Source organism: Endozoicomonas sp. ALC020, from assembly GCF_049275935.1.
In the GTDB taxonomy this organism is placed as follows: Bacteria; Pseudomonadota; Gammaproteobacteria; order Pseudomonadales; family Endozoicomonadaceae; genus Endozoicomonas_A.
The window spans coordinates 2,830,074-2,848,269 of sequence record NZ_CP184830.1 but is presented as its reverse complement, the minus strand read 5'-3'; the positions used below and the strand labels follow the sequence as shown (position 1 = coordinate 2,848,269).

The 18,196-nt window shown below is 47.4% G+C and carries 13 protein-coding genes; 6 read left to right on the top strand and 7 right to left on the bottom strand.

Going from position 1 to position 18,196, the window contains the following annotated elements:
• The first annotated feature begins 20 nt into the window (after window positions 1-20).
• Window positions 21-3,314 (top strand): RING finger domain-containing protein, encoded by a 3,294-nt coding sequence (locus ACOJUO_RS10235; RefSeq protein WP_422136620.1) that lies wholly within the window; start codon window positions 21-23, stop codon window positions 3,312-3,314.
• Between the two features lie 309 nt (window positions 3,315-3,623).
• On the opposite strand, the gene ACOJUO_RS10230 is transcribed toward ACOJUO_RS10235, so the two are convergent.
• Entirely contained in the window at window positions 3,624-3,752 is a 129-nt protein-coding gene (locus ACOJUO_RS10230) for a hypothetical protein (protein WP_422139738.1), read from the bottom strand.
• A 75-nt stretch (window positions 3,753-3,827) separates the two neighbouring features.
• Here ACOJUO_RS10230 and ACOJUO_RS10225 point away from each other — a divergent pair, with 75 nt between their 5' ends.
• The 3 genes from ACOJUO_RS10225 (at window position 3,828) to ACOJUO_RS10215 (ending at window position 11,295) form a co-directional block, all read left to right on the top strand.
• Window positions 3,828-5,915 carry a hypothetical protein gene (locus ACOJUO_RS10225; protein WP_422139737.1) on the top strand — a complete coding sequence of 696 codons (2,088 nt, stop codon included), beginning with the start codon at window positions 3,828-3,830 and terminating at the stop codon, window positions 5,913-5,915.
• A 206-nt stretch (window positions 5,916-6,121) separates the two neighbouring features.
• A complete protein-coding gene (locus ACOJUO_RS10220; protein ID WP_422139736.1) occupies window positions 6,122-6,844 on the top strand; it encodes a CHY zinc finger protein in 723 nt (240 codons plus the stop codon).
• A 314-nt stretch (window positions 6,845-7,158) separates the two neighbouring features.
• On the top strand, window positions 7,159-11,295 hold the full coding sequence (locus tag ACOJUO_RS10215; protein ID WP_422139735.1) for a CHY zinc finger protein: 4,137 nt from the start codon (window positions 7,159-7,161) through the stop codon (window positions 11,293-11,295).
• Between the two features lie 42 nt (window positions 11,296-11,337).
• Here ACOJUO_RS10215 and ACOJUO_RS10210 read toward each other — a convergent pair whose 3' ends face one another.
• The 4 genes from ACOJUO_RS10210 to lptM all read right to left on the bottom strand — a co-directional run bounded on the left by ACOJUO_RS10210 (window position 11,338) and on the right by lptM (window position 14,433).
• Entirely contained in the window at window positions 11,338-12,081 is a 744-nt protein-coding gene (locus ACOJUO_RS10210; protein WP_422136615.1) for a DUF484 family protein, read from the bottom strand.
• The gene (gene dapF, locus ACOJUO_RS10205; protein WP_422139734.1) at window positions 12,078-12,908 is read right to left on the bottom strand and encodes a diaminopimelate epimerase; all 831 of its coding nucleotides are present in this window, start codon (window positions 12,906-12,908) and stop codon (window positions 12,078-12,080) included. Before dapF ends, ACOJUO_RS10210 begins: the two co-directional genes overlap by 4 nt.
• 10 nt (window positions 12,909-12,918) lie before the next feature.
• On the bottom strand, window positions 12,919-14,187 hold the full coding sequence (gene lysA, locus ACOJUO_RS10200) for a diaminopimelate decarboxylase (protein ID WP_422136613.1): 1,269 nt from the start codon (window positions 14,185-14,187) through the stop codon (window positions 12,919-12,921).
• 123 nt (window positions 14,188-14,310) lie between these two features.
• Window positions 14,311-14,433 (bottom strand): LPS translocon maturation chaperone LptM, encoded by a 123-nt coding sequence (lptM, locus tag ACOJUO_RS10195; protein ID WP_306670875.1) that lies wholly within the window; start codon window positions 14,431-14,433, stop codon window positions 14,311-14,313.
• A gap of 168 nt (window positions 14,434-14,601) precedes the next feature.
• Between lptM and cyaY the strand changes: the two genes are divergently transcribed.
• Window positions 14,602-14,925: an iron donor protein CyaY gene (gene cyaY / locus ACOJUO_RS10190; RefSeq protein WP_422139733.1), complete on the top strand. Its 324-nt coding sequence runs from the start codon at window positions 14,602-14,604 to the stop codon at window positions 14,923-14,925.
• Window positions 14,926-15,078: 153 nt separating this feature from the next.
• Here cyaY and ACOJUO_RS10185 read toward each other — a convergent pair whose 3' ends face one another.
• Together ACOJUO_RS10185 and tenA are read right to left on the bottom strand one after the other, a co-directional pair.
• Window positions 15,079-16,209: a porin gene (locus tag ACOJUO_RS10185; protein ID WP_422139732.1), complete on the bottom strand. Its 1,131-nt coding sequence runs from the start codon at window positions 16,207-16,209 to the stop codon at window positions 15,079-15,081.
• A gap of 585 nt (window positions 16,210-16,794) precedes the next feature.
• The gene (tenA, locus tag ACOJUO_RS10180; protein WP_422139731.1) at window positions 16,795-17,481 is read right to left on the bottom strand and encodes a thiaminase II; all 687 of its coding nucleotides are present in this window, start codon (window positions 17,479-17,481) and stop codon (window positions 16,795-16,797) included.
• A gap of 105 nt (window positions 17,482-17,586) precedes the next feature.
• Between tenA and ftnA the strand changes: the two genes are divergently transcribed.
• A complete protein-coding gene (gene ftnA / locus ACOJUO_RS10175; RefSeq protein ID WP_422139730.1) occupies window positions 17,587-18,102 on the top strand; it encodes a non-heme ferritin in 516 nt (171 codons plus the stop codon).
• Window positions 18,103-18,196 lie beyond the last annotated feature (94 nt).

The window sequence follows — 18,196 nt, the reverse complement described above, 5'->3', positions numbered from 1 at the left end:
CAGGTTACAGAGAGACTTCAGTGCAGTTTTACCGCACATTTATAGCTTTCATGGCCTTTGTCCTGTCATTACCAGCTATGGTGATTGCACCGTCAGGCTACTCTTACACCCTCATTGACCAGCATAATCCAGATGGGCACGAGGTTCGGATTCTGACCCTTCTGACCTATTCCGACAACCTGGCTGACATCGGACCGAAAACCAGCCAAACCCGCAATAACACACAGACATTGTCAGGTGGCAAGCTCGCTGGCATCGACGATTTTCCCGGTAGCGGGAGTGGCGGCTTCTCCTGCCTCGCCAGCGAAAGCTTCCAATGGCAGCCTGGTTGTTTCAAACCATGGCTTGAGCGAACGGTCTTGAAGACAAATCATAACGGTGGCCTGAAGGCAGGTAACGGCGATGGGCAGCCTTCTGGCAGAGCACCTGATCCAAAGCCAAAGGACGAAAATAACCACCATCAAAAGGAAACAAGAGAAGAACCTCAAGATCAGGAAAACCAATCACCGGGTGAAGGCCATGATGGCAATGGGAATGGCAATAACGGAAAAGACGACGATGAATCGGTGACTAAAAATAATGACTCCACTCAAGACCTTCAGGTACTTGCAAATCAGCTTATAAACATCATTGAAAGCGGCGATCCCAGTGCCGTTTTTAAACTCAGGAAAATAATGGATGAGCTGGACATGCTTCAGCGTTTGCAGGTTCTGGAAACAAAAGGCACAAACAGCAGGGATGAAAGTATCACTCCTCTTGAGACGGTACTGCAACTGCAGCGTTCTCTCGAACAGAATTCATTGCGCAACCCATTTATCGAGCAGCTGATAGAAGCCACAAGCGATAAAAAACAGACTTTGAATGACCTTGACACTCTGCCTGCACTCCAGACAATAATTCCACCGGACCCGGCAATACCCGAAGCTGGTGACAACAACCTGATGATTTTGTACAAGATTGTTCAGGACATAATCCAGAGAGTCAATCAATCTGACCAACAGCCACCTGTAGGACACTTTGAAAAACGTTGCTTTGCTGAATACTTCGTCCAGTTATTCCTGACCTACTCTAACCCACTTGAGCTTATTCATTATCTGTCAGGACAAATATCAGATTTAGCCATAAGGATTGATATTATAACCGTTGCACAATCATTTACATTTCCTGCCTCTTTTGCAGATACCTTTGCACATTTTCATCAACACCCGGCGCTTCATGAATTACAACATTTCGTAAATGAACAGTTAATTCAGCTGCGTACCGACCCTTCACCCCATGAGCCAGTAATGAGTTCTACCCCACAAGTTAATAGCTGCCAAAGTGCCTCTGGTACTGGATACTCAAAGCAGGGAGCAAGGCCAAAGCAACCCGCCCTTACTCATCAGGCAAATGGGCTGCGCCAAAAACGATTAAAGAAAAGACGATCACACGGTGGTCATTCAACTCGTCTGGCAAGTACATCATCTTTTGTCGGTGCGGGTAGAGCCATGGCTGTGCCTGGCAAGAAAACAATGGATGATTATATAAATATCAATGCCTTTCGCGATAATACATTTAAAGTGGATAAGGTGAAACATGCACAAATTACTGATAATAAGTGCCCAATATGTTGTAAGCGCTTTTCACGCACAGCAAGATTAGTGAAAACGCCATGTCATCACGTTTTTCATGTGCATTGTTTAAATCTGTGGCTCCAAAAAGGGCTATCTGACCTTTCAGTTAAAACTTGTCCTGTATGTCGATCAGAATTAAATGACTTAAGAGAAAAACTTAACGACTTTATCAGTCTATTGAAAAAATACGGCAATTGTCATTCGTTAGACAGTGCAAATAGAGCCGTTAAGGAATGGAATATAACAGAAACATGTTATGAAGCCCTATACCATTTTGTCCAACTTTGCAGGCACAACAATCAGGGTCCAGATGACTCACAGTTCGTCAATATCTTGAGGACAATAATTCATCCCGTTACAAAAGCCAACATTCCCCATGACCTTGAGATCAACTCAGCCTCCTTCAGCCCTGATAGCCGCCGGATGGTGACCGCCAGTGACGACTGTACCGCGAAAATCTACGGCTATAAGGCCGACGGATCATGGGAAGAGGAGGTCACTATCCGCCACAATGGTCCGGTCAAATCAGCCAGCTTTAGCAACGACAATTGTCGCGTAGTAACTGCCAGCACAGATCACACAACGAAAATCTTTGGCCAGAAGGACGATGCATCATGGGAAGAAGAACACTGTGTTCAACATACTGGTAAGGTCAACTCAGCCACCTTCAGCGCTGATAGCCACCATGTAGTGACTGCCAGTGAAGATCGTACGGCAATAATCTTTGGCCAAAAAGACAACAGACAATGGGGACCAGAAGTCACCATTAGACACAATGGTCCGATCCAATCAGCCGCCTTCAGCCCCGATAGTAGCCATGTGATGACTGTCGGTAAAGATAACATGGTAAAAATCACTGGCAGGTTGGCCAATGGATTATGGAAAATAAAAACCATCATTACCCATGATGACGCTGTCAACTCAGCTACCTTCAGCGCTGATAGCCACCATATAGTGACTGCCAGTGACGATGCTACGGCAATAATCTATGGCCAACAGGACGATGGCTCATGGGAAAAAGAATTGACCATTAGCCATATCGACAGCGATGGCCCGATCCAATCAGCCGGGTTTAGCCCTGATGACTGCCATGTGATGACTGTTGGCAGGGATGACCTGGTTAAAATCTATGGCAGGCAGAACAATGGACCATGGGTAAAAAAAGCCATCATTGCCCATGAAGATCGGATCAACTCAGCTACCTTCAGCGCCGATGGATGCCATTTGGCGACCGCCAGTGACGATAATACGGCGAAAATCTATGGCAAAAAAACCGATGCATCATGGGAAGAAGAAATAACTATCTGCCACTACCATAAGGTCCTCTCAGCCACCTTCACCCCCAGTAGCAGACGTCTGATAACCACCAGTATCGACAGGGCAAGCAAAGAGTATTGCCAGAATGACAATGGATCATGGAAAGAAGACAGCCCTACCCTTTATAAAGATTGGGTCTGTTTCCCTTCAGCCACCTTCAGCACCGATAGCCGCTTTGCGGCGACCTTCACTATCGACAGGAAGACAAAAATCCATACCCTGGAGGGCGATGCATCATCGAAAAAAGAAATCTCTACCTGTCACAGTGGTACGGTACTCTCAGCCAACTTCAGCGCCAATAGCCGTTTTCTGGTAACCACCCATTTCGTGTCATATGGTCGCCACCACTCTGCAAAAATCACTGAACTATGGAAGGAAGAATAACAGACAAGTATTTTGCCGGTTAAGAGATTGATGCTGCCGAAGGCTCTGTCGCACAAGACAAGCAATCCACATAGCAATTTAGAAATACTTGGCTATTCTCTGTTTCTACAACAAATAACAGGATTGGCTAAAGATGTTCCTTTATTTTTTCAGGGTGGAACTGTTCTGACGCACTCTATCAGGCAAAGAGTACGGGTTGGAATTGTCGACACAAGTTGTAAAGCGAGATTTGAATGGACTTTTTTCCGCTTATTCATAGCATTTGTACTTTTCCTGCTGGCTATGGCGGTTGTGCCGTTATGCTACTGCTCAACTCTCATTGACCAGCATCATCCCGATGGGCACGGGGTTCGGATTGAAATCGATGATTTCACGGATCCGCAGGGTGTGATTCAGTGGCAAATGGTTTTGCTCCTTCCGGAAGGCTTCAATGACCAAAACAGCTTCCTTTGTTTTAAAGTACCTGTGGCGCCAGCAGATTACGACAGTACCTCGATATGGGTCAGGAACAACTTGAGTGACTATTGCTATCAGCCAGTAATAGTAAGGGAAGAGCATATACCCTTCTTCCATGATGTCTCAGAACGCGCCTCTGAAAATGGCACACTGATTCGCTTAAAATCCACGACGGCAGAGAGACCAGAGCTTATTTCTGTCACCACGGATCAACCGCTGAACGTCAAACCTCGGGCTATCCCACTGACCCTTCTGGTCTACCCCGACGAGATCACGGACAGTGGGCTGGAAACCGGACAAACCCGAAATAACACACTGTCATCAACAGGAGACAAGCTCGCTGGCAAAGCCAATTTTCCCAGTGGTGGCAACGGGGGCTTCTTCCACTTGCCTCCCCCTCCACCCGGGGGAGGAGGGAGACCAACGGGATTATTCGAAATAGATCTTGTTATCCTGAAACCCGTCATCAACTGGCTGATGTCTTTAGGCAAGGATTCTACCTCAACTGAGGAACAGCCATCCCGGGCGCGTCTGAAAATGACGCGCGTTAACGCAGATGGTTCTTCCAGTGAGGCCGTTATACCCGTCGGTTGGCTTGACTTCCTGAATATTGAACAACTGACCGATGTTTATTTCTGGAACACTCTCTTCCAACGTGCCGCCACTGCTTGCCCAGCCAACAAAAGCCTTCAGTGGCAACTTGGCTGCTTGAAACTATTTCTTGAGCAAACAGCCCTGAAAACAGATCATGCCGGTGTCTTAAAGACCGCTGATGGGGATGGAGAAGCATCGGGTGATTTACCAGATAAAACACCAAAGGACGAAAATAACGACCACCCTGAAGAGAAAAAAGGTGAACCTGAAGATCAGGAGAACAATTCACCGGGAGAAGGCAGTTATAGCAGTGGAGATGGTGACAAAAGAAAAGACAACAATGGCAAAAAAAGTGAAAAAAGCACCAGGACTCAGGACCTTCAGCTACTTGCTAACCAGCTTTTAGCCATTATTGAGAGCGACGATCCCGATGCCGTTTTCAAGCTGAGGCAGATACTGGACGAGCTGGACCTGCCCCAGCGTTTGCAGGTTCTGGAGACAAAGGGCACAAATACTGCGGGCAATACTGTCACGCCTCTTGAGGCGATATTGCACCTGCAGCGTTCTTTCGATGAGAACTCAACGCGCAACCAGTTTATCAGGCAACTGATAGAAGCTACGAGTGATCAAACAAGGATTCTGGATGATTTTAACAACCCCTCTGAACTCCAACCAATCGCCCCACCTGACTGGGCACTGCCCGAAGCAGCCGACAGTAACCTGATGATTTTGTATAAGATTGTTCTGGATATCATCCACAGGGTTAATCAATCTGACCAACAGCCACCCATAGGAAACTTTGAAAAATGTTGCTTTACCGAATACTTTGTTCAATTGTTCCTGCTCTGTTCAAACCCACTGGTACCTATTCGTGAACTGTTAGGAAAAATATCAGATTCGGGCATCAGCCGTGATATTATGATTTCTGCACAATCATTTACCTTCTCCATCTCTTTTCGCGATATCTTTATACAACTTAATCAGCACCCATCGCGCCTTGAATTAGTGCGCCTTTCAAATGAGTTGATCAAGCAGGCGCATACTATCGAGTTACTGCAAATGCCTTCACTACAAGTCCCTTCACTACAAGCCTCTTCACTACATGCCTCCTCACTAAAAGCCTCTTCACTACAAGCCCCTTTCACAGAACCTGTAATCAGTCAGAGAGATATTGCCTTTAACACTACCACTGCAAACAATGGAAATATGCTCACCCATTCCATCCAGCAAGTTAATAGCTACCACAATGCCTCTCGCTCTACCGACAGCACTCCTGGCTTAGCAACTGACAGATACTTACAGCAGGGAGCCAGACCAAAGCTGCCTGCCCTTGCAGGTCCCCAAAATGCCTCCTTCCAAAGGAGATCTCAGACAAGACATTCACATGGTCATCATCAATCCAACTGGGCAGACGACCGATCTGATCTGGAAGAGTTGGGAATAGATCAAAACTTCTTAATTAAACATTCGATCGATAACTCTATTCTCGTTGATCTGAAAAGACGCGCTCAGGAAAAAGAAAAAAAAAAAGACAACGGATTGAAGAGTTAACTCTAGAGGTTCAAGAATTAAGAAGAGAGAATCAGGCGTTAACTTCAGAAGCTCAGGGACTAAGAAGAGAAAACCAGAATTTAACTTCAGAGTCTCAATGGTTGAGAAGAGGGCATCAGGAATTAACTGAAGAGGTTCAAGGATTAAGAAGAGAGAATCGGAGGTATTGTGATTCGCGGGCCCGTTTGGAAGAGTCAGTAGACTATGTGAACCAACAAGCACGGTATCAGACGGCAGCGGCAAGCCCGGGCTCGATAGCAAACAACGAAGCAGAGTCTCACGCATGTTACCAGCAATCAAGCCCCCTGAATGAAGAGCCAAACCCATCGAACGCGCAGTTAAATACATCTGCGCAACCAGAACGAAACTCATTATGCGGTCATTACCAGAGGTTATGCCTTGTGAACTTTGGATGCTGTGCCGGATTTTTCCCCTGCCAAAGATGTCACAACATTAGTAATGACTGCGACGTTGACGATCGCATGGCTGTTGATGCAATAAGGCTTCGGTGCTCTCTGTGTCACTATGAGGGGGACATTACAGAAGACTCACAGACGTGTCCGGGATGCAATCAGCTAATGTCGGAATATTACTGTGCAAAATGCAAACATTTCACCAGTATGAATATCACACCGTTCCACTGCAATAAATGCGGTATTTGCCGAATAAACAAGGAAGAGAACTTTCACTGCGATGTTTGCAATGTCTGTCTGGACATAAGGTTGCAAGGCAATCACAAATGCCGGGAAAACTCAGGCCACGATGAGTGCTGCATCTGCCTGGAAGATGCCTTCGGCGGCTGCCGGATACTGCCCTGCTCCCACAAAATTCATAGGGAATGCGCCATTGAGTTGGTTAAAAACGGGATAAGAACCTGCCCTGTTTGCAGAAGCCCTCTATATACTCCGTTAGTTGAAAATAGCAATTAACCCTCCGACCGGATTAAATAATCACCACCGGTAATCACTTGATGTTTATAGTGCAGGAAGGAGGGGCTATTGTGCAGTTTCTGGCGGTGCAGAGTTTGCTGCTTCCCAAGACTTTACGATAAAAGGCATGCAACCCACATAGCAATTCAGAAATTCTTGTCTATTATCTGTTTGTTCTAAGAATAATAAAACCGCTCAATAATGCTCTTTTGTTTTTCCAGAGTAGAAAGTCGGCACAGATTGTCCGGACGTTTTTATATCAGACAAGGAGGGTGGAATTGGTGTTATTAACATAATTATATAGAAAGATTTGAATGCATTTTTACCGTTTATTCATGGCGTTTGTTCTTTTCCCGCTTGCTATGGTGGTTGTGCCATTATGCTACTCCTCAACCCTCATTGACCGACATCATTTAGACGGGAGCAGGGTTCAGATTGAAATCAATGATGCTGCAGATCCGCAGGGTGTCAGTCGGTGGCAAGTAAACTTGCTGCTTCCGAAAGGTTTTAATGACCGAAAAAGCATTCTCTGCTTTAAGGCGCCTGTGACTCCAGAAGATTCGAACAGTATCGCAATATCGCTCACGAACGACTTGAGTGACTATTGCTATCAGCTACTGATAATGGAGGAAGAGCAAACACCCATCTTCCAGGATGTCTCACAGGGTACCTCTGAAAATGGCACGCTTGTTCGCTTAAAATCCACGACGGCAGACAGACCAGAGTTGACTTCTGTAACCAGCGATCAACCGCTGAAGGACGAGCCCCATATTGCTCCAATGACCCTTCTGGTCCACCCCGACAACATAGCAAACAGTGGACTGGAAACCGGCCAATCCCGAAATAACACACTGTCATCGACAGGAGGCCAGTTCACTGGCACGGGCAATTTTCCCAGTGGTGGCAATGGCGGCTTCTTCTACTTGCCTCCCCCTCCCCCCTGGGGAGGTGGTGGGGGCAGACCATCGGGATTATTCGAAATAGACCTGGTTATCCTCAACCCCATCATCAATTGGCTGATGTTTATTGGTAAGGATTCTATCTCGTTTCAGGAACAGCCGTCTCCGGCCCGTCTGAAGATGACACGCGTCAACGCAGATGGCTCTTCCAGTGAGGCCGTTATACCCATTGGTTGGCTTGACTTCCTGGATGTAAATCAACTGACCGATGTTAATTTCTGGAACACCCTTTTGCAGCGTGCCGCCAATTCTTGCCCGGCCAGCGAAAGTCTTCAGTGGCAGCTTGGCTGTTTGAAACTATTTCTTGAGCGCACAGCCCTGAAGACAAGTGGCCTGAAAGCGGGCAATGGGGATGGTGAACCTACTGGCAGGGCACCAGACAGAGAATCAAAGGACGAAAATAACTATCAACAAAAAGAACAAAGAGATGAACCTGAAGGTCAGGAGAGCAGATCACCGGGGGAAGGTGATGATAGCAGTGAAGATTGGAATAACAGAAAAGACGACAATGAAGATGAAGATGAGAATGAAGAAAACACCGGGACTCAGGACCTTCAGGTACTTGCGAACCAACTTGTCGCCATCATTAAGAGCAACGACCCCAACGCCGTTCACAAGCTAAGGCGAATACTGAATGAGCTGGACATGCCTGAGCGTTTGCAGGTTCTGGATACCAAAAGCACAAACACCAGGGGTAATGCTGTCACTCCTCTTGAGGCGGTACTGGAACTGCAGCGTACTTACCGTGAGAACTCAGTGCGCAACCGGTTTATCAGGCAGCTGATAGAAGCCACGAGCGATGAAACACAGGCTTTGAATGACCTTGGCACCCTGTCTACAAGTGAACCGATTATTCCACCTGAGCAGGCACTGCCGGAAGCTGCCGATAACAACCTGATAATTTTGTATAAGATTGTTCAGGACATAATTGACAGGGTCAATCAATCTGACCAACAGCCACCAGTAGGACAATTTGAACAATGTTGCTTTACTGAATACTTTGTTCAATTGTTCCTGTTCTATGAAAAACCGCTTGGGCCTATTCGTGAACTGTTAGGAAAAGTATCAGATATAACCACACGAAGTAATATTTTGTTCCACGCAAGGCCGTTTACATTCCCCAAGCCTTTTATAAATATTACGCAATTTGATCAGCACCCGTCGTTTCAAGAATTATTAAGCTTTTCAGATAAACTCTTGAGGCAGGTGCAATCTTACTCATCATCACAAGCGCCTTCGCCAAAAGAGTCTTCACCACAAGCCTCTGTAATCCGTAACAGAGATTATATCTCCGACGACACAACTGACGGTGCCTGCCCCGAGCCTGATGAACATCAATCCGAGTGTAACGGTGATAATACCTCCAACGAAATAATTGTCAGCAATGCAAGCCCATTCTCCGATTCAATCCAGCCTGTGGATAGCTTACAGGCAAGTTCATTCACTGATTCAGTCCAACCAGCTGATAGCTTCCAGGCAAGTTCATTGACCGATTCAGTCCAACCAGTTGATAGCTTGCAGGCAAATTCACTCACCGATTCAGTCCAACCAGTTGATAGCTTCCAGGCCAGTGCAAACACTCATTCAATCCAGCCTGCTGATAGCTCCCAGGCAAGTTCATTCACCGATTCAGTCCGACCAGTTGATAGCTTCCAGGCCAGTGCAAACACTCATTCAATCCGGACTGTTGATAACTTTAAGGCAAGTGTAAACACTTATTTAATCCGACCCGTTGATAGCTTCCAGGCAAGTGCAAACACACATTCAATCTGGTCTGTTGACGGCTTCAAGGCCAGTTCAAACACTCTTTCACTCCGGCCCGTTGGTAGCTTCCAAAGTGCCTCTGGCGCCACCGGCAGCACCCCTAACGTACCAACAAACAGATATTTACAGCAGGGAGCAAGGCCAAAGCAGACTGCACTTACCAATCAGCGAATCGGCCCTTTCGAAAGGCGATTACAGGCAGGACGTTCACACGGTGCTTATCACGCCAGTAGGGCACGTGACCGATCCGATATGGAAGTGTCAGGGATAAATCAAGACTTCTTAAGTAAACATACGACCGATGCTTCTCTTCTCGTCGCCCAAACTTATCCCCAACCTTCTTTGCCTGCACAGATGTGGGATAGCAACGGACTGCCTTCAAATCCTTCACCGATTGCTCCGGAAAATGCATTTAATGCATTCGAAAACCCTGCCCTTTATGAACTTGGAAACTTGAATAGCAGTTTAAGAGAGTTAGAACATGCTACAAATCAATACCACTGGCTTACAGAAATGATTGAGCTGCAAAGATGCGATCAGGAGAAAGATAAAGAAAAGATTGCAAAGTTAACTGGACAAAACGAACAGTTAAGAGAATTGAACCAAATGTTAAGAACAGAGAACCAAAGATTAAGAATAGAAAATCAAAATTCAGATATAGAGAATCGAAACTTAAATGTAGAAAATCATGAATTAACGATAAAGAATCAAGAATTAAATGCAGATATTGAGGGGTTGCGAGGCTGCGTAACTTATTTTGAAGATCAAAACAGAAGCTTGAATAACCAATATTCAATATTGATGCGTGAGCTTCGTCAGCTACGATCAGCAAACCGCATGAATGATCGAACAGATCAACCTATGGCAGAGGTCTGGCCGACGATGCGAATCTCAGCCGATTTTGTTTCTCACGATCACTCGATCACTCACAATGAGCTGGAAAACTCGTCTGACTCCTCCGATTCAGGGCCACCATCTGTAAGCGATATGCCTCATGGAGAAAATCAACAGATGGCCGCAGCCAACACTTTGCAGATCATTGACTCATATTCTGCCCCTTACCAGCAGCCGTGCACCCAAAGCGGGCATGCAAACCCGCCCGATGAGCAGGCAGGCTGTTCAAACGTAGATTTACAACGGCTTCCACTGCAAGAGTCTCACGGAGCAGGGTGCCAGCATTATCGGAGATTCTGCTCTGTGGGTTTTCCTTGCTGTCCGGGGTATTTCCCCTGCCATAGATGTCATAACGAAAACAAGGATCCTTCATGTACAGCTACACATAAGGCTCTCAATGCAGTACGGCTTAAGTGTTCTCTGTGTGGATATGAGGGAGAAATTAATGAAGATTCCCAGACATGCCCCGGATGTGGAGAGCAAATGTCGGAATATTACTGCGCAATTTGCAAACACTTCACCACAGCACATAATAAACCGCATCACTGCGATAAATGTGGTATTTGCCGAATAAACTCAGATAATTCCTTTCACTGTGATGTTTGCGGTGTCTGCCTTGATAACAGGCTATTGGGCAATCACAAATGTCGGGAAAACTCAGGCCACGATGAGTGCTGCATCTGTCTGGAAGATGCCTTTAGCGGCTGCCAGATATTAGCCTGCTCCCACAAAGTCCATAAGGAATGCGCCATAGCAATGATTAATAACGGGGTAAGAAGCTGCCCTGTTTGCAGACACCCCCTATTTACTCAGGAGCATGAACACAATGATTAAACGTCTGAGCGGATTTAATAGTCGCCGCTGGCTTAGCCTCCCTCAGATAAGACGACTCAAGACGCGGCTGGTCACATCACTGAGATAACCAATGAACAGACTGCCCATGGAAGCCCGAAAATGATTTTCATCCCGGCTGCCCAGTGCCAAAACACCCACTTTATCCGGGAAATTCAATGGCGCCAGTGCCACTGAACCGATTTCCCCATGGTTGTCCGGAAACAGGAATTCCAGTTCGCGGGACTTCATTCGGCCACAGATGACCTTTTGACCGGAAGATTGTTTATCCCTGAAGCCTGAAAGCAGATCACCCAGAATTTCATCCGCTGTATCAGGATCTTCTTCCCGGATGGTCAGATTGGCTGGTTGGCGGGTAAACAGAATCAGGGAATGAAAATCGATTTCAAAATCCTGCTCCAGACCATCTTTGAGGGTTTCAGTCGCCTGCTCAAGATCCTGACTTTCCAGCATACCAAGCACCAGTTTGCGAGTCTGTTCGAACAGGCGATCGTTATCCCGGGCAACGTCCACCAGTTTGCCAAGCCTGCGCCGCAACTCAAGATTGTGTTTCCTGAGCAGTTGTAACTGACGTTCAACCAGTGAAATAGCTTCCCCTCTTTCATGGGGAATCTTGAGATCCAACAGCAGTTCATCCTGATTCAAAAAAAAGTCAGGATGGTTCTTCAGATACTGAATCACCTGATCTGCCGTCATAGCAGTGATCTGGTTTTCTCTGCCAGCGTTTTTCTTGTTTGAGGCTTTATCACTGGTGGCCGAGTCTGTCATATCCTTGTTTGTCCTTCGAATACCCTGGTGGCACTCCCTGTCATCATAACCGGGTGACCTTCTCCCTGCCAACGAATCAGAAGACTGCCACCGGTAAGATTAACCCGAACCTCTTCATCCAGAAGTCCTTGTAAACGACCCGCGACAACCGCCGCACAGGCACCGGAACCACAAGCCAGGGTTTCACCCACGCCTCGCTCATAAACCCGGAGGTTGATCTCTGTGGCATCCAGTACCTGCATAAAACCGGCATTACAGCGTTTTGGAAAACGACTATGGCCTTCCAGTTTGGGACCCATTGATTCAACCGGTGCCCGGTTAATATCCTCCACCTGCCATACGGCGTGAGGATTGCCCATGGAAACTGCCCCCACTATCAAACGCTCTCCGTCCACATCAAGGTCATAGGTGGTTTGCATGGATGGTGCGTTGAACGGAATCTGTTGAGGCTCCAGCACCGGAATACCCATGTCCACCGTAACATCGCCATTGTCTTCAATGGTGAGTTCCATATTGCCACCTGAAGTCTGAACACGAATGGTGTCACGTCCAATCAGTTTCTTGTCCCTGACAAAACGGGCAAAACAACGGGCACCATTGCCACATTGCTCCACTTCACTGCCGTCGGCATTGAAGATCCGATAACGGAAATCCATATCGGGATCGGTGGGCGGCTCAACCATCAGCAACTGATCAAAACCAATTCCAAAATTCCGGTCAGACAGGCTGCGGATTTTTTCCGGCGTAATGCGTATGGACTGGGTGACTCTGTCAACAACCATAAAGTCATTGCCCAGGCCGTGCATTTTTGTGAAGTGCAACAACATAGCGCAATAATTATCCTTCTGGCAGCAGTATTTCGTTGGCCCACTGGTCAGCCAGCCTTTCCCGGCGACGAACCAGATGTACCTGATCACCATCGACCATAATTTCAGCAGGGCGACAACGGGAATTATAATTGGAGCTCATTCCAAAGCCATAGGCACCGGCAGAGCGGACCGCCAGCAAATCGCCTTCAGCCACTTTCAGCTTTCTGTCTTTACCCAGAAAGTCTCCGGTCTCACAAATGGGCCCGACCACATCGCACAATAGCTCCCCTCTCTCGTCGTTGCGCACCACCGGTTCAATACCATGCCAGGCGCTGTAGATTGAAGGACGCAAAAGATCATTCATGGCCGCATCAACCACGGCGAAAGCCTTATGGTCAGACTGTTTGATCAGCTCAACTTCAGTGATCAGCATCCCTGCCTGTGCGGCAATAGATCGCCCGGGTTCAACCACAATTTTCAGGTGCTTGTGGTGCTCGTTGGCAGCCAGGTGCTCTCTCACTTGCCCCAGATATTCTGAGGGTGTCGGTGGCTGTTCGTGTTTTTCGTAGGAAATACCCAGGCCACCACCAATATCCAGATGCTTCAGAATAATACCCATTTCACGAAGCTGATCAACCAGCAGCAATAGACGATCAAGAGCATCAATAAAGGGCTCTTTGGTCGTGAGCTGAGAGCCGATATGACAGTCCACACCCACCACTTCGATATTCGCTAGCTCAGCTGCCCGCTGGTAAACGGCAGGCGCAGCCTTGATATCAATACCGAACTTGTTGTCTTTCAGACCCGTAGAAATATAAGGGTGGGTCCGGGCATCGACATCCGGATTCACCCGGACAGAAACAGCGGCCACTTTGCCCATGATTTCTGCTTCTTGCTGGATTCTTTCCAGCTCCGTTTCTGACTCAATATTGAAGCAGTGAATACCCAGTTCCAGGGCTCTTCTGATTTCATGACGCTGTTTGCCGACACCGGAGAAAACCACTTTAGAGGCTTCACCGCCGGCAGCAATAACCCGCTCCAGTTCACCAACGGAAACGATGTCAAAACCCGCTCCCAGTTTTGCCAGAACATTCAGAACCGCCAGGTTGCTGTTAGCTTTGACGGCGTAACAAATCAGGTGAGGCCACCCTTCCAGCGCCTGTTTATAGGCTTTAAACCCTTCTTCAAACCCTTTGCGGGAATAGATGTAGGCCGGGGTACCAAACTGTTCAGCAATTTCAGTAACGGGAACCTGTTCAGCATAAAGCTCACCGTTACGGCTGGGAAACCAATCCATCAGACTGTCTTACTCTCTGTCATAAAATTTCTGGGGAGCATTATTCTACTTTTCCGGGCTTGAGGCATCCATGCACTTGAGGCATCTATGCGCTTCAGTCGCCTGTCTCTCCCCGGAGACTGATTACTCTGACCCACTATGAGTCAACTGCTGGGTGTCACCATCCTTTGGAAGATACAAATCCCCTTTCTGACCGCACCCGGCAAGCAGAAGAGTGGTGAACATGAGGGCAATAAGGGCTCTCATGAAAGGCTCCTTGTACTTTTTACCATGAGCTGAATTCGCTCAGGGCTGTGTGGATAGTCATTCACCACCAGAACAGCCCTTCTTTGAAAAGGCTGTTTCAGCAATGATCAACCGCTGAGTATAATCTGCATCAAACAGCGGCGATAGCCCTAACTGACGGATACACTGATGAACGAAAGCGAATATCATGACCTCCTGGACGACCTGATGGTCGCTATTGAAGACGCCATAGAAGAGGCAGGGCTGGATATTGATTATGAAACCGCCGCAGGCATTCTCACTCTGACCTGTGAAGACAACTCCAAGGTCATTCTGAGCCGCCAGACACCCGTGCTGCAATTATGGCTGGCCGCCAAAGGCGGCGGCTTTCACTTCGATTACGATGAAGGCAAAGAACAGTGGATTGCTGACAGCAACGGCGAAGCGTTTATGCAGGTGTTGAATCGCTGTTTGAGTGAGCAGTATGGGGAGGCAGTAGAACTTACCGTTTAAGTGCTGGTGAAGCTTTTAGCTTCCCTGGTTCAGGTTTCCTAAAAAACAAAAAGGCGAAACCCGGATAGAGCTTCGCCTTTTTTGACAGAGTCTGGGGAAGCAGATTGCGCCTCCTCAGATACTGCTTACTGTCAGGCTGACTGCTTCTGATGATTAGAAGTAGTAAAGAGCCTGCAGAGCGTAGGTGTCGTCAAAATCTTTATTGCCGGCAGCAGCGACTTTCTCACCACGGGTGTATTCGAAAGCGAACTGCATTGGGCCAGTTTCATAGATGGCACCCACCATGTAGTCGGTGAACTGAGCGTCAGTCTTGTCACCAGTGTAGGTGTCGTCAGCAGTCAGCTGGTTGAAACCAGACTGCAGGTAGAAACCATCAACAACCTGAGGCAGGGCCAACTTACCGTACAGTTCAATACCGGTAGATTCTTTGTCCAGAGTGCCTTTGACTACAGCAGTCTTGTTTTCAAACTGACCGTAGGTAGCTGCCAGGTACAGAGCTTCGTTTTCGAACTTGGCACCAACGGTAGCAGAGGTAGACTTGTCAGAACCGCTGTAATCTGGAGAGTTAGTTGGAAGACTTGCAGGAGTATTGTCTACTTCGTTAGCGTACTTGGTTTCGTTGTAGGTAGCACCCAGAGACAGACCCATTGGCAGATCGTAGCTCAGAGCAACACCGTAGCTGGAGTCACGAGTTCCAGACTCACCAGCCAGTGTAGTGCCACCGGTACCTTTCAGCTGGTACTGGATACCAACGTTCAGACCGCCAAAGCTGTTGCGATACTGGATTACGTCGTCAGCACGCGCAGTACCGTCAGTGTCGCCATTGTCGTGTGCAGCATCAGCATCAGTTGCCAGACCTGTACGGCCACTGTAGACACCCATAGCAGCACCACCACCGATGGCGAACTGGTCAGTCCAGCCAGATACGTCAGAGGTTACAGACCATGCTTTACCTGCAGTGAAGGCACCGTAGGTATCGTGGCTCAGGCCAACATTACCCAGACGGTTGAAGAACTGATCGTCCTGGTCGCCGTCAACAGCGTAGAAGCCCCACTCAGCAACAGCAGAACCGGTCCAGCCGCTGGAAAACTTGTGAGCGTATTTGAAGTTGATGCGTGGGCTGGCATCTTTCATCTCAGCGTCAGAACCATTGCTCTTAACGGTCTTAGCTCCGATCTTACCGCCAATTGACAGGCTGTTAACGTCATCGTTATAAACTTCCAGGGCCATTGCCTGACCGGCAACGAGGGAAGCGACTAAAGTGGCAAGCAGTTTCTTCTGCATGATCACTGGACTCCTAACTCAATGTGTTGTGTTGTGTGAATCTTTTCTGCTTTTTATATGTGATCACGAACTATTAGAAATCATTCTATGACCGAGCAGTTATATGCGGATTCTTATAAGTTATTGGACGTTCATCACATCACTAAAACTCATATACTTATTCAATTTTTGATATTGCTGAGGATTTATACTTATACGACTAAGTTCGAACGCAATTAAAGCCACCATTAAAATAGAGATACTTACCTATTGAACTCCCCGACCTGTCTTTTTACCGTAACTATTTAGCGCAGACGGTTAAGTAAATTTTTTAAAAACCGGGTAAAAGTTGATTAAAGAAACACACTCTTTTTCGCTAAAAAAGAGACTTTATGGCTCACAAGTAAACGACAAAGATTAAATTATTAAAAAAACAGAACATTACTGCCTGTGTCAGGTATTGAATTTCGGAGAGAGTAAGGCAGATCGGCATTCAAACTAAGCAGAGCCATACAGCGGGATAAATGGATTAAAAGAAGCCTTTAGAAGCAGAAGGTTTATTTTTATCAAAGTGAACTGTTTCCAGCCCACCTTGAATAATGTTCCTTAAAAAGTCCGATTCAGCCCCATATCCCAGAAGCCAATTTCCAGACGGGTGGCCTCTCTGAAAGTACGACAGAGAGAGTCCATCCGGCCTTCAGAGAAACGGCTGGCAGCCAGTGTTTCAATCGCTTCAACCTGCCTGACAGCCCCTTGCACAAACTCCTCTCCCCCATAGGTTTGGATCCATTTCCAATAGGGGTTTCCTTCTCTTTTAGTTGCTGGGTCATTGATCAGTCTCAGACCAATCTCTGCATAGCCTACTGCACAGGGGGCGAGGGCAGTTTCCAGATCCAGAATATCACCTGCCATTCCTCGCTCCAGCACATAGCGGGTATAAGCCATATTAGCCCTGGCTTCTGGCTGACTGACCACATCCTGCTCAGTCATTCCCCACTCGACACAGTAGTCCAGATGAAGATTCATCTCTGAGAGAATCCCGGCCACGGAGCCGGAAGCTGCCCTCATATCCTCAAGATTATCAGCCTTGTAGACCGCCAGCGCATAAGCTCTGGCGAAGTGAATCAGAAACAGATAGTCCTGCTGCAAATAATGCTTGAAGCTTTCCAGAGGCAGTGTGCCGTCCGCAATACCCTGAACAAACTCATGGTGACAATAGCGGTGCCAGTCATCAGCACAGGCTGTTTTCATTTTGCAGTAAAGCGTATCGGAATGATCAAAAGGAGAAGTCATGACTCAGTCCAGAAGCGTGTGAAAAAAGGCGAAATCATACCCTGAATGTTTAACTGGAGCACCAAGCCGTTATACTTCAGTTTTTGGCACGAACAGGTTAAAACCATGCTGACTCAAACCATGATCGACAAGCTCAACGATCAGATCAATCTTGAGTTCTACTCCTCCAACCTTTACCTGCAAATGGCTTCCTGGTGCGAAGCCCAGGGGCTTGATGGCTGCAACGAGTTTCTGCGTCGGCATGCCCGGGAAGAAATGGAGCATATGCAAAAGCTCTTTGACTATGTTAATGAGACTGGGGCAATGGCTATCATCGGTGCAATCAATGCACCTCCCCACCAGTATGAATCGGTAAGAGATATCTTCCAGCGAACTTACGAGCACGAGTGCGAAGTGACCCGTTGTATCAACGAGCTGGCGCACACTGCATTTACTGAAAAGGACTATAGTACTTTCAACTTTCTGCAGTGGTATGTAGCCGAGCAGCACGAAGAAGAAAAGCTGTTCAAAGGTATTCTGGATAAAATCGATATGATTGGCTTTGAGGGCAAGGGTCTCTACTACATCGACAATGAAGTATTGAAACTGGTAGCCTCCATGCCTCCTGTAACGGCAGCATAGATAGTGCTTTCACAGGGCAGCTTTATGGCCACGGAGGTTCCTTCATCCAATGCCTTAAGCTTGCTCTGTCTAGCAGCCTGTCGGACTTAAGCGT

What these genes read in the sequence shown, in the direction of transcription:
- cyaY (WP_422139733.1), top strand. Translation starts at nt 14,602, where the DNA reads ATGAACGAAAGCGAATATCATGACCTCCTGGACGACCTGATGGTCGCT.
- ACOJUO_RS10215 (WP_422139735.1), top strand. Translation starts at nt 7,159, where the DNA reads ATGCATTTTTACCGTTTATTCATGGCGTTTGTTCTTTTCCCGCTTGCT.
- lysA (WP_422136613.1), bottom strand. Translation starts at nt 14,187, where the DNA reads ATGGATTGGTTTCCCAGCCGTAACGGTGAGCTTTATGCTGAACAGGTT.
- tenA (WP_422139731.1), bottom strand. Translation starts at nt 17,481, where the DNA reads ATGACTTCTCCTTTTGATCATTCCGATACGCTTTACTGCAAAATGAAA.
- ACOJUO_RS10210 (WP_422136615.1), bottom strand. Translation starts at nt 12,081, where the DNA reads ATGACAGACTCGGCCACCAGTGATAAAGCCTCAAACAAGAAAAACGCT.
- ftnA (WP_422139730.1), top strand. Translation starts at nt 17,587, where the DNA reads ATGCTGACTCAAACCATGATCGACAAGCTCAACGATCAGATCAATCTT.
- lptM (WP_306670875.1), bottom strand. Translation starts at nt 14,433, where the DNA reads ATGAGAGCCCTTATTGCCCTCATGTTCACCACTCTTCTGCTTGCCGGG.
- dapF (WP_422139734.1), bottom strand. Translation starts at nt 12,908, where the DNA reads ATGTTGTTGCACTTCACAAAAATGCACGGCCTGGGCAATGACTTTATG.
- ACOJUO_RS10185 (WP_422139732.1), bottom strand. Translation starts at nt 16,209, where the DNA reads ATGCAGAAGAAACTGCTTGCCACTTTAGTCGCTTCCCTCGTTGCCGGT.